The sequence below is a fragment of the Pedobacter changchengzhani genome, assembly GCF_004354365.1.
Classification (GTDB): domain Bacteria; phylum Bacteroidota; class Bacteroidia; order Sphingobacteriales; family Sphingobacteriaceae; genus Pedobacter; species Pedobacter changchengzhani.
Map to the genome: position 1 here is coordinate 34,199 of NZ_SJCY01000003.1, position 13,234 is coordinate 47,432.

Consider the following 13,234-nt stretch of genomic DNA (forward strand, 5'->3'; position numbering starts at 1 on the left):
AAGTGTTAATAATTATAAATGTCAATTATAGAAGGTCTTCAAGAAAATGAAAAACCAGTTTTAAACGCTTGGTTAACAGATGATGAGCTTTTTTTTAAAAAATTGAAGTCGCACGATTTACATGCGTTTAAATCACTTTATAAATTTTATGCGTCGCCGTTACTTGGTTCTATACGCCGAGCAGTAAATGACGAAAAGAAATCAGAATTAATTCTAGAAAAAACATTTATCGAAGTTTGGAATACCATTTCCGTTTTCGACGAATCTAAATATAAGCTTTTTACCTGGATGAATCAGATTGCTAGAAAGCTGATCTCACAAAATACCATACACGTTACTTCTTAGTTTTTAATAGTTTTTTAAAGTTGAGCGCTGCTGCTGCATATTTTTAAAACACCCTAAAGTTCAGCATAATTACAGTGCATTGTTTTTTTAATTCCGTTAAAAAATCAGTAAATTGATCTTGATTTTAAGCTGAGTTCGATTGTTAATATTCATTTTTAAATGGGTTAAAAAACCTTTTGGTCAGCTTGGGCGACACCCTGTCCCGATGCATCGAGATCAGGGTCTTTATTGGAGGAAAGATGCTGATCCCAAAAATTCGAAACTGCATGATGATGAGCCGTAGAATAAAGCTAATAAATACTACATTTCTATAAAATAATAATCGAACTCAAGTTAATAAGCTGTAATTATCTTTTTTGATGAAAATCGTTACGTTGTCCCGACTTTTCAGGATTACGATCCTTCATAATGCCTCAAATTGAGTAGCTAAGTATTTCAAAATAAGTTTATTGCGAAAGTATTCTACAATCTATCAACAACCCTTGTTTTTGCTAATATTTTTAGTAATTTTGATGTATTAAGCATCAACTTTATGACAAGAGAATTAGCCCTACCTACGAATAATTTATTGGATACATTAGATAATCCCGGGCGGGTTTCTGGTTTTATATCGCCTTCGGCAGATTACAAACAGCGCACACTACACATTGCGCATAAAATGGTAAGTGATCCATCAAATACTTTTTATTTCGAAGCCGATGATGACCAAATGCGATATTTCGGCATAAAGAAAGGCAGTATTATTATCGTTGATAAATCTATAAAAGCATCATCAGGTATGTTAATTGTTTGCTGTGTAAATGATGAATGGCTCACGCGGAAGCTTTGCGTTAAAGGCGAAAATACCTATCTGTGCATTAACGATACCATGGATGCTTGCTTGAATATAACAGGCCGCAACATTACCATTTTCGGCGCCGTAACTTGGACTTGCTTACCTCATTCAAACTTTAATCCTATTCGCACTGGTGGATTATAATTGGTTTTTTATCAATTTAAACCGAAGTATAAAATTTAATAACATGAAAGAATTACTAGCATTAATTAAAAGCTACTTGCTTAAAGAAGCAGAAACTTTAAACCAGATTACTGATAAACCCGAAACTAAAAAGAAAAAGTAGGTTTGCTTATCGGTAAGTATTTTATTTATAATGTAGTAGAGCTTTATAAGTTGCTTGTCGTATGAATGATCGATTGATTGTATAATGGTAGAATCTTCTATAAAGTGAAGATTTTGAATCATCGGATTGATCGTGATGGAGTCAAGTAACTTGCTCATAACACTAACGAAAACACTTTTTACTAATCGTCTTTTCCGCGTAGGCGGAAATCTTTTCGATGAATAAAGTAAAACCTTTAGTCATAATATTTGCTACTAAATACGGAAAGACGAGGAGCGTAACCTAGCAATTTGCTCATAACACTAACCAAAACATTTTTTACTTATCGTCTTTTCAGGATAGGCCGGAATCGTAATGAAGCAAACGAATTTCAGCTACTTTCAACGTATAAAATATTATTTAATTGTTCTTGAGCCACCAAACAAGCAGTTAGAAGGCTTTTTCTATATTAATTTCAATAGCCTACGGTTTCCCGTAATTTATTTTATTTTTTTCTTTATACATTAGTGGAGAAAATTAATCACGATGCTTAATGATGTTTTTCTATTTTAAGAGTATGTGGGTCAACAAACATTCATTACTCACACTTTTGTTTTTTCTCTATTTGCAACATTTTTTATTCAATGTTGCAAAATCGGGATTGACACATTTAACTTAATGCTCATTCAAACAATAATATACATCTATTTTTAGCTCATTATATTGAATCAGCATAAAAACAAGATTATTTTTACGTATTTTGAAAAACTTAACAACATCATTTAAACAATGCCGAAAATTTACGACAATATCGATAACCACCTAACTAAAGGGTTAAATGATACGCTTGAATCTTCCCTTAGGGCAGATTTTTGTGTGGGTTATTTTAATTTAAGAGGTTGGAAGCAGGTTGCTGAAACAATCGACAATCTTGAAGGCAAGTTGGTTATGGAAGGTAAAGATGATGTCCATCGAATTTGTAGACTTCTAGTTGGTATGCAAAAGATGCCTATTGATATTTTGCGTGATTATTTTTCACATTTCGAAGACAATATAATCGACCAAAAAGAAGCATTGGTATTAAAAAAACGATTAGCACAAGAATTTAAAGATCAACTGACTATTGGAACACCAACTGATCAAGACGAGAGAGCATTACGCAAGTTGAGCCAACAAATGAAGGACAGAAAAGTTGTCGTTAAACTTCATTTACGTTATACACTTCACGCTAAATTATATCTGGCTTATAGCGACGACAAACGTGTTCCTGTCGTAGGCTTTTTAGGCAGCAGTAACTTAACGCTTGCAGGATTGGCAAAGCAAGGCGAATTGAACATTGATGTAATGGACCAAGATGCAGCCAATAAATTAGCACTTTGGTTCGATGACCGATGGAAAGACCGTTGGTGTTTAGACATTACGGAAGAATTAATTGAAATAATTGACACGTCGTGGGCTGCAGATAAACTTAATTCCCCTTATCATATTTATCTAAAAATAGCCTATCATCTATCAAGAGAAGCTAGAGCAGGTATTAATGAATTTAAACTTCCCAAGATTTTTCAAAAAGAGTTATTGGAGTTTCAGCAAAAAGCTGTTTTAGTCGCTGCGCATCACTTACATAAGCGAGGCGGTGTTTTAATTGGTGACGTGGTTGGCTTGGGGAAAACCATTACCGCAACTGCACTAGCAAAATTATTTGAGGATGATTTCTTTGTAGAAACCCTAATCATTTGTCCAAAAAACTTAGTGGAAATGTGGGAAGATTATGCTCACAAATATCAATTAAGAGCAAAAGTTATTCCTCAAAGCCAAGTTCAAACAAAACTGCCCAACCTGAGACGTTACCGCCTTGTGATTGTTGACGAAAGTCACAACTTGCGTAACGATCAAGGAAGCAGATACAGAGCCATCAAATCATACTTAGAGGAAAATGACAGCAAAGTAATTTTACTTTCTGCTACACCTTACAACAAAACGTATTTAGACCTTTCAAATCAACTTCGGTTGTTTATTTCAGACGACAAAGATCTGGGAATTAGTCCAGAGGAATATATAAAACATATTGGCGGTCAAGTCCAGTTTAGTTCTCAACATACAGAAACATTCATTAGAAGTATAAAGGCTTTTGAAAAAAGTCCTTTTGCGGATGACTGGCGTGAGTTAATGAGGTTGTACTTAGTTCGTAGAACAAGAAGCTTTATTAAAAACAATTACGCAGAAACCGACCCAATTAATAACAGGAAGTTTTTAACTTTTTCAGACGGATCAAAATCTTATTTTCCTGATAGAATCCCGCAACGGGTACTTTATGAGTTCGATCCAAATAATAAAAGCGATATCTATGCAAATCTATATTCAACAAGTGTGGTTGAGACAATAAATGGTTTAGAGTTACCCAGATATGGTTTGCAAGCTTATTTGATCTCAAAACCTCTTTTAAAGGCAACTAAAGAGGAAGAAATGTTAATGCAAAATTTAAGTCGTGCAGGTCGGCGATTAATGGGGTTTGCCAGAACTAATCTCTTTAAACGTTTGGAGAGTAGTGGTTATTCTTTTTTGCTTTCATTAAGTCGTCACATTCTAAGAAACTATCTTTTTGTATATGCTGTACAAAATCATTTGCCAATTCCTATTGGTAAAAATATTTCGCAAAACTTAGACGAGTATTTAGAAGATAGTGATACCGACAACGATGGTGAAGGTTCAAATCTTTTAAACCTCATTTTGAAAGAAGAAACTTATTTGAAAAAGGCAGAAGAATTATATAAATTATTTACAAGCGAAAATTTCAAAAAGCGCTTTGAATGGATTAGGAGCGAATTTTTTTCAAATACTTTATCTGTTAACTTAATTAACGATAGTAAGGAAATTATTAAAATACTAAGCCTTGGCAAAGACTGGAACCCTGATCAAGATAAACAGTTAAATGCTTTATATGACTTGCTAACTATTACACACGGCAAAGAAAAAGTATTGGTGTTTACACAATTTGCCGATACAGCTTACTACTTAACTGAGCAATTAAAGAAACGAGGAATAAAGAAACTAGAAAGTGTTACTGGCGCCGATGAAAATCCTACAGGGTTGGCTCAACGGTTTAGTCCTTTTAGCAATAATAAGGCAGACTTAATCAAGGAAGGGCAAGAACTAAGGGTGTTAATTACCACCGATGTTTTGAGTGAGGGACAAAATTTACAAGATGCACACATTATTTTAAATTACGATTTGCCTTGGGCAATTATTCGTTTAATACAGCGAGCAGGACGTGTTGACCGTATCGGACAAAAAGCAGAAAAAATTATTTGCTATTCGTTTTTGCCTGAAGATGGAATTGAAGCAATTATAAATCTTCGCAGGCGATTAACTCAACGTATTGAGGAAAATGCTAATGTGGTAGGAAGCGATGAAACATTTTTTGATGGAGATCCTATTAACCTAACTGACCTCTACAACGAAAAATCAGGAATATTAGACGGCGAAGATGATGATACCGAAGTGGATTTAGCTTCATTAGCTTATCAGATTTGGAAAAACGCAACCGATGCAGATCCCGAGTTAAACAAAATAATTCCCGATTTGCCGAATGTAATTTATGCGACTAAACACAATGAAGATGCACCTGAAAAAGAAGGCGTAATTGTTTACACCAGAACATCAGAAGAAAACGATGTATTGGCTTGGATGAACAACAAAGGTGAAATTATTACCCAATCACAACATACCATTTTAAAAGTGGCACAATGCACACCCGACACCGAACCGAAATATAAATTAGAAAACCACCACGAATTGGTTAAAAAAGGAATTGACTTTATTCGTGATGAAGAAAAAAATACTGGCGGTTCTTTAGGTAAAAAAACTGGCGTGAAGTATCGCGTATATATGCGCCTTGACCGCTATTGCAAAGAATACGAAGGAACATTGTTTGTAAACGAACAACTAAAAAAGGCAGTTGACGATATTTACAAATATCCATTGAAAGAATTTGCAAGAGAAACCTTAAACCGTCAATTAAAATCGGGAATTGCAGACGATCAATTAGGTGCTTTAGTTATTTCATTGCGTGAAGAAGATAAGTTGGCAATTGTAAACGAAGATGAACAACCCAACAGAGAACCGCAGATTATTTGCTCAATGGGCTTAAAAAATTCTTAAACTTATGGCAAAGAGCAAAACAATTAATGTAAAAGGAACCGAAATAATTATTCTCTCAGATGGGAATAAATATGAATTTATTTCCTTAACAGGAATTGCTCGTCATTGGGATGCGGAAAGAAGTGATTATATATTGCAGAATTGGCTGAGAAACCGTAGTACAATAGAGTTTGTTGGGCTTTGGGAGCAGTTCAATAACCCGAATTTTAATTCCATCGAATTCGATGGAATTTAAAGACAAGCTTCCTCTAAAGAGATTAAATTACTATTACACAAATGAAATCGCTTGTTGCCAATCAACAACTAAAGAAATTGAAATAATATGAGCCTTACCAAACAAGAATTTTCCAACTACATCAAGCGGTTTAACTTTCGCGAGATGTTTAATGATATGGGCTGGAACAATGATAAAACAAAACAGCCAATTGTGGTAGATAGCCTTACCTTCTCTTTAGAAGCTGTTGGAGAAAAAAGCGGTTTCAAAATTCTGTTGTGCAACCCACAAGCCGATGGATTAATTCCCGATTACAACACCCGAAAAAAGATTGAAACCAAAGTAACCAAACTGTTTCAAGAGCATTTGATCATTTTCTTCGACACAAAAAAATCAGAACAAGTTTGGCAACTGGTAGTAAGGCAAAGTGGTAAACCTACAAAAGTAACCGAAACACGCTGGCACGTTAATCAAGACCCCGAGCTCCTTTATCAACGTGCAGCAGGTATATTCTTTGAATTAGACGAAGAAGACCACATCACCATTATAGACGTTACCAAACGCATTGCCGACAACTTCCATCAAAATAACGAGAAAGTTACCAAGCAGTTTTACGACAAGTTTAAAAAAGAGCATACTTCCTTCCTCGCCTTTATTAAAGGTATTGACGAGCAAAGCAACCAAGAATGGTATGCTTCCTTAATGCTTAATCGTTTAATGTTCTGTTACTTTATTCAAAAAAAAGGTTTTTTAGATAAGAACAAAAATTATCTACGTGACAAATTAAACGCCTGCAATGAGAAAAAAGGAAAAGTAAAATTCTATTCTTTTTATCGCGATTTTTTACTGGTGTTGTTTCATAAAGGGTTGAATGAGCCGTTGCAAAACCAAGACGTAAAAATTGAAATTGGAAAAATCCCATATTTAAACGGTGGATTGTTTGACGAACATGAGTTAGAAAAGAGCAATTCCAATATCGAAATCGACGATAAAGCCTTTGAACGTCTTTTTGACTTTTTTGACCAATACGAATGGCATTTAGATACCCGAACAGCTGCCACCGGTAAAGATATTAACCCCGATGTAATTGGGTATATTTTTGAAAAATATATCAACGACCGGGCAAATATGGGGGCATATTATACCAAGGAGGATATTACCGATTACATTAGTAAAAATTGCATTCTTCCTTATTTATTTGACGAAACCAAGCGCCAATACGCCAAGGTTTTTGCCGCCGATGCTGAGTTATGGACGATGGTAAAAACTAGTGGCAACGCCTACATTTACGATGCTGTAAAAAAAGGTGTAGAATTTACTTTGCCTGAAGAAATAGCGCAAGGTATAAATGAAGTGAGCAAACGAACCGAATGGAACAAGCCTGCTACTACAAATTACGCTTTACCAACCGAAATTTGGCGTGAAGTAGTTGACCGTAGAAACCGATATAATGAGGTAAAAACAAAAATTGACAATGGCGAAATTACCGCCATAAACGACTTTATCACCTATAATCTGAACATCCGCCAATTTGCGCAGGATAGCATAGAGAACACAAACGACCCTGAATTTTTAAAACACTTTTACAAAGCACTTAACAGCATAACCATTATTGACCCAACTTGTGGTTCGGGCGCATTTCTGTTTGCCGCAATGAATATTTTAGAACCGCTTTATGAAAGTTGTTTAATGCGGATGCGTGGTTTTGTAGAAGACGAGGACCGAGAAAATGCAACTAATAACAAAACTTTTGGACACAAATACAAATTCTTTAGAGATAAGTTAAATGAAGTACAAAACGACCAGCATCCAAACCTGCAATATTTCATTTATAAAAGCATTATTCTCCGCAACCTATATGGCGTAGACATAATGAAAGAAGCGGTTGAAATTGCCAAACTCCGCCTGTTTCTAAAATTGGTAGCATGTGTAGAGGTAGATTACCGTAAACCTAACCTTGGGTTAGAGCCTTTACCAGATATTGATTTTAATATACGAGCAGGAAATACATTAGTAGGATTTGCTACCGAAGCAGAATTAAAAAAAGGTTTAGATTATACGTTTGATGGTGCAATTGCAAAACCAATTATAGAAGAAAAATGCGATATAGTTGCAAAAGCTTTTAAACGCTACAAAGAAATACAACTAACTTATGGCGAAGACTTTAACGAATTTAAAAAAGCGAAAGAAGAACTCAACAATCGTTTAAAAGCATTAAATCACGAGCTTAATGAACTTTTACATAAGCAAGCTAATATCTATAAATATGTTGATTGGCTAAAATCACATCAGCCTTTCCATTGGTTTGCTGAGTTTTATGAAATTATACAAGGGAAAGGAGGTTTCAATGTTGTAATTGGAAACCCTCCATATGTCGAATATTCAAAAGTAAGAGATATTTATACAATTAAAAGTTTTGAAACAGAAAAATGTGGCAATTTATATCCTTATGTTATAGAACAAGCATATAAATTTCTACACTCAAATGGCTGTATTGGTTTTATTATTCCTTTAAGCGGCTTTTGCACTCAGAGAATGAAACCCCTTGTTCAACTATATAAAAAGAAAAATGGATTTACTTGGGTTAGTCATTTTGGTTGGCGGCCAGCAACCCTTTTCGAAGGAGTCAATATTCCCTTATCCATTGTTATTTCAAATTCTCATACGATAAAATCCAAAGGGAAAATATTCGTAACGGAATTTAATAAATGGTACCAAGATAAGCGTGAGCATATAGCAAACCTTTTAGATTACAATGAAGCAAATGAATTATTACTTCATGACTTTGTTTTTCCAAAAATAGGAAATCGATACAATTCTATATTTAAAAAGATGCTTACAATAAAATCAAATATTGGGCAATACGTTAGAAATACCAATAACACGATTTTTTACAGAAATACAGGTGGTCTTTACTGGAGGATAATGATTGATTTCGAACCTAAATTTATCTTAAATGGAAAAATTAGCTTGTCTAGCACTCTGACAAAATTAACAATTGAAAATGAAGCAAAGAAAAATGTGTGTACTGCTCTACTAAATAGTAATTTATTTTGGCTATACTATGTTGCATATTCAAGCTTTCATCATGTAAATCCAATTGATTTAACTTCATTCCCTGTATCATTTGAAAATATGAAACCTGAAATTGAGGAGTCCTTAATTAAACTTTCGAAAGAATTAATGACAGATATGAAATTTAATAGTGTATTGCAAACAAGAATACACAAAGGCGGAAACAATAGTCAGTCTCAAACATTTTACCCTTCGCTTTCAAAACCAATTGTTGATCAAATTGACATGGTTTTAGCAAAATACTTCAATTTTACGGATGAGGAATTAGATAATATTATTAATTACGACATTAAATTTAGATTACAAAATGAAAGCGGAAACGAAAACTAGAATTGCAGAGGGCGAATTAATTCTCCCTTCTTTATTAGTACTTTCTAACTCTAAATCAGGTCGGATTTCAACATCATTATTAATTGATAGACTCAGAGATCTCCTTCGACCTACTGGTGAAGACACAAAGTTACTTATTCGCAGACAGGATGATAAATTCTCCCAAAAAGTAAGAAATCTTGTTTCACATAAAACACTTGAAAGAGACAATTATGCCATACACAAAGATGGTGTTTTTCAAGTCACAACCAATGGAAGAAAATATTTAAAGGAGAAGTATGATGTTGTTCGCTATTTGATTACAAATGATTTTGATTGGACTGATTTGAAAAAAGGATTTAATGAGGTTGAGAAGAATAAAAAAAGAAAGATTGAAATATTTGACGAGAACGTAATTATAAACGAAGGGTTTAAAAAAACAATTTCAATTAATGTGTATGAAAGATCAACAAAGTTGAGACAAGCTGCAATTAGTGCTTTTACTTTAAAGGGACATATTAGTTGTGACTGTTGCAAATTTAATTTTGCTTCCTTTTATGGTAGCAATATCGGTTCGGGTTACATTGAGATACATCATGTTAAACCCATTTTTAAATACGAGGGAGATGAAATTAATAAGTTTATAAATGATGCATTAAAAAATTTAGTCCCTGTTTGTTCTAACTGCCATCGTATGATACATAGAGTTTGGAAGAACCCTTTAGAAATTCAAACTCTTCAAGCAAGTATTAAGAAAAACGGTAAGTTTTCTATTGATGTAACTAGAAAAGGATGATTAATTCATGCCTTAGAGATATCGAACTTTTAAAAATGCACAAAGACATCGTGCTACGATAAAAGAATTAGATTTAATCCGTGATAATGGAGAAGATGCTAATTCTCCTAATTATAAATATGTTATAAATGAATAAGATAATGGAGTTGGACAAAAGCTTGGACAACTTGTCCAAGTTAGCAATGTCAAAGTTGCTATTAAGGCCATACTCGGACAATAAGTTGGACATAGTGTCCGAGTAGAACGAACTAATAGAAGAAGTTAATGTTACTGGAAGTAAAGGAACACATAGGGAACTTAGAGTTGCTAAAGCGGGAGAAAATTGCATTCCTATGCAGTCGTAAAATTCCAGCCAGTGCAGTACTTAAATGTTACGATTGGGCAATTGCACAGCGGGAGGCAGGCAATTGTGTCATTAGTGGCTTTCATAGCCAAATAGAAAAAGATGTCTTCCATTATTTGCTTAAAGGCAAGCAACCAATCATCATCACCTTGGCAAGAGGTTTAAAGGAAAAATTAGAACCCGTATTGCAAAAACCATTAGATGAAGGAAGATTATTAATCATAACGCCATTCGAAAAAGCTGTAAAAAGGGTAACTGAACAAACAGCCGCAATACGAAATAAACTAATGATAGAAATAGCGGATAGCATCACAGTAGGATTTAAAAGTGAAGGCGGAAATTTAGCAGACCTATTAAAAGAAGTCGAAAAACAGATAATCGAAATCAAATAATGATCGTTATTTGGTTATAATCAATTATACGTTAGCAACTTGCCAAACCGCCCGATATTCACCCAACCCCCATTTAAACAAGAAAGAGACAATCTATCCAGACTTGTCTCTTTTTTTCTAACCAAATATAAACCTGTATGAGCCAGGCTTTGTCTTTAATTTTCTAGTTAAAAACCGAAGTTTTTTGTAGAAAATGATTTATCTTTTTATATCGAATAAACATCGCTCCGTTTATTACTCTACAAATATAAACAAAATTCTTAGTGTAGATAGTACACTATGAAAATAATCGTATTTTTTTTGTCATTTTTTATTTTACGTATGTTTTTCGGGTAATTATCGTCAAAAAAATGATAAAATATGATACATGGTATAGTATTTTAGGTGAAATCATGTTTTTAGTTAATTTTATGGTAATTTTTTATTCAAAAAATTAAATTAAAATGCATTTAATATGTTTTTAATGTTAATTAATTGTTAAAATGCCCATTTTAAATTTATTTTAACACTTTTGTTACCTTATTATTTAATAATATGGTATTATTAAATAAAAAAATAGAGTTATTTATATAAAAAACAAAAAAAGGAATGAGTTTGTGACCCATTCCTTTTTCAAATTGATATGAAAATCTGATTAATTCAGGTTTTCTATTTCAAACTTGCGTAATATTCTACAAATTTTGCCAATGCAGAAGAATATCCCCATTCGTTATCGTACCATGACACTACTTTAACAAAGTTATCGTTTAAAGAAATACCGGCATTTGCATCAAAAATCGAAGCATGATCGTCGCCAATAAAATCTGTTGATACAACATCTTCATCTGTATAACCTAAAACGCCTTTCAATTCGCCTTCAGAAGCTTCTTTCATGGCTGCTTTAATATCTTCGTAAGTTGCAGATTTTTCTAAACGTACAGTTAAATCTACTACAGAAACATCAGCTACAGGAACGCGGAAAGACATACCTGTTAATTTACCTTTCAATTCTGGTAAAACCATGCCTACAGCTTTAGCTGCGCCTGTTGATGAAGGGATAATGTTTGAGAAACCACCACGGCCACCTCTCCAATCTTTAGCTGATGGACTATCAACTGTTTTTTGAGTTGCAGTTACGGCGTGGATTGTGCTCATTAATCCTTCTACAATACCAAATTTATCGTTTAATACTTTAGCAATTGGTGCCAAGCAGTTTGTAGTACAAGATGCATTTGAAACGATAGTTTGATCGGCAGTTAATTTATGGTGGTTAACGCCCATAACATAAGTAGGGATATCGCCATCTTTTGCTGGCGCAGAGAAAACTACTTTTTTAGCACCTGCAGCAATGTGCTTTTCAGCATCTGCACGGGTTAAAAATAAACCTGTCGATTCGATTACCACTTCAACACCTGCTTCATTCCATTTTAAATTTGCTGGGTCTCTTTCTGCAGTAACGCGGATGGTTTTGCCATTTACAACTAAATGTCCGTTTACAACTTCAATTGTACCATCGAATTTGCCGTGTGTCGAATCGTATTTTAACATGTAAGCCATATAATCTGGCTCAATTAAATCGTTAATGGCTACAATATCTAAACCTCTTTTTAAGGCAGCTCTGAAAACCAGTCTACCAATACGGCCAAAGCCGTTTATTCCAATTTTGCTCATTGTTTTGTTAATTAGTGTAATGTTTTAATAATTTAAGTATTGGGTCTTTAGTAATCGTTCTGATTTCTAAATCGTATTTATTTGCGGTATGGTGTAATCTATCTTTAAACTCGCTAGCAACTGCGCCAACAAAATGCAGGTCGGTATCTGGGTGTTTGGCCACCATTGGTAATATATAGGTATTAAAATGCTGGTCAAATCCTTCATCTATTAAATTAAGGATGTAGCCGTGCGTTTTGTTTTGAATGTAAAAATCGAAAAACGAAGAAAGAAAAATATTTGCCTGAGGTTTTCTGTACACCCTTTCTAATATTTGCGCGCGTTCTAAGTCGTAAGTATTAATAAATTTTGTGCGTAAATCATTCGGAAGTTTATGTGTTAAAAATTTCTTTAACAAAATTTTACCTAAATAATTTGATGAGCCTTCGTCGCCCAAAATATAACCTAAGCCGAAGTTATTTTTTACAGGCTTTTTGCCATCAAAAAAAGCGCAGTTTGCACCACTTCCCAATACGCCAACTATTCCGGTGGTTGTGTTGCAGGCCGCTTTAGTTGCACCAAAAAGATCATCTTCAACAATAACTTTGCTGTACCTAAAAAACGAAGAGAGTGTTTTTGCCAATTCATCTTTACGCTCAGTTGAAGATGCACCGGCCGCAAAAAAATAAATTTTCTTAATGTTTTCGGCGTTGTTAATCAGTACAATTTTTTTATTTAAAATTTGCAGTATCGATTTTTCATCAACAAAGCAAGGGTTAATGCCCGTTGTATTGCAGTGTGCTACTACTTCGCCGTTTTCTGTCAGCTTCCAAAATGCTGTTCTCGATCCACTGTAAACAACTGCTACCATAT

General features: G+C 34.0%; 10 protein-coding genes. 7 read left to right on the forward strand and 3 right to left on the reverse strand.

Translation table 11 applies throughout. From position 1 onward, the window contains the following. Nucleotides 1-18 precede the first annotated feature (18 nt). Nucleotides 19-345: a hypothetical protein gene (locus EZJ43_RS05190; RefSeq protein WP_133261629.1), complete on the forward strand. Its 327-nt coding sequence runs from the start codon at nt 19-21 to the stop codon at nt 343-345. Between the two features lie 532 nt (nt 346-877). After that, nucleotides 878-1,324, forward strand: a complete 447-nt coding sequence (locus tag EZJ43_RS05195) for a LexA family protein (protein ID WP_133261630.1) — start codon at nt 878-880, stop codon at nt 1,322-1,324. Between the two features lie 72 nt (nt 1,325-1,396). Here the strand turns inward: EZJ43_RS05195 and EZJ43_RS05200 are convergent, their stop codons facing one another. Further along, nucleotides 1,397-1,624, reverse strand: coding sequence for a hypothetical protein (locus tag EZJ43_RS05200; protein WP_133261631.1), 228 nt, complete (start codon nt 1,622-1,624; stop codon nt 1,397-1,399). Nucleotides 1,625-2,234: 610 nt separating this feature from the next. Here EZJ43_RS05200 and EZJ43_RS05205 point away from each other — a divergent pair. The 5 genes from EZJ43_RS05205 to EZJ43_RS05225 all read left to right on the forward strand — a co-directional run bounded on the left by EZJ43_RS05205 (nt 2,235) and on the right by EZJ43_RS05225 (nt 10,732). After that, a complete protein-coding gene (locus EZJ43_RS05205; RefSeq protein ID WP_133261632.1) occupies nt 2,235-5,603 on the forward strand; it encodes a helicase-related protein in 3,369 nt (1,122 codons plus the stop codon). A gap of 4 nt (nt 5,604-5,607) precedes the next feature. Continuing rightward, the gene (locus EZJ43_RS05210) at nt 5,608-5,838 is read left to right on the forward strand and encodes a KilA-N domain-containing protein (protein ID WP_133261633.1); all 231 of its coding nucleotides are present in this window, start codon (nt 5,608-5,610) and stop codon (nt 5,836-5,838) included. Between the two features lie 87 nt (nt 5,839-5,925). Beyond that, nucleotides 5,926-9,222 (forward strand): Eco57I restriction-modification methylase domain-containing protein, encoded by a 3,297-nt coding sequence (locus tag EZJ43_RS05215; RefSeq protein WP_133261634.1) that lies wholly within the window; start codon nt 5,926-5,928, stop codon nt 9,220-9,222. After that, nucleotides 9,200-9,997 (forward strand): HNH endonuclease, encoded by a 798-nt coding sequence (locus EZJ43_RS05220; RefSeq protein ID WP_133261635.1) that lies wholly within the window; start codon nt 9,200-9,202, stop codon nt 9,995-9,997. Before EZJ43_RS05215 ends, EZJ43_RS05220 begins: the two co-directional genes overlap by 23 nt. Before the next feature lie 264 nt (nt 9,998-10,261). Further along, nucleotides 10,262-10,732: a DNA-binding protein gene (locus EZJ43_RS05225; protein WP_133261636.1), complete on the forward strand. Its 471-nt coding sequence runs from the start codon at nt 10,262-10,264 to the stop codon at nt 10,730-10,732. Nucleotides 10,733-11,380: 648 nt separating this feature from the next. Here EZJ43_RS05225 and gap read toward each other — a convergent pair. After that, nucleotides 11,381-12,382: a type I glyceraldehyde-3-phosphate dehydrogenase gene (gap, locus tag EZJ43_RS05230; RefSeq protein WP_133261637.1), complete on the reverse strand. Its 1,002-nt coding sequence runs from the start codon at nt 12,380-12,382 to the stop codon at nt 11,381-11,383. 7 nt (nt 12,383-12,389) lie between these two features. Further along, the gene (locus tag EZJ43_RS05235; protein WP_133261638.1) at nt 12,390-13,232 is read right to left on the reverse strand and encodes a hypothetical protein; all 843 of its coding nucleotides are present in this window, start codon (nt 13,230-13,232) and stop codon (nt 12,390-12,392) included. Nucleotides 13,233-13,234: the final 2 nt, after the last annotated feature.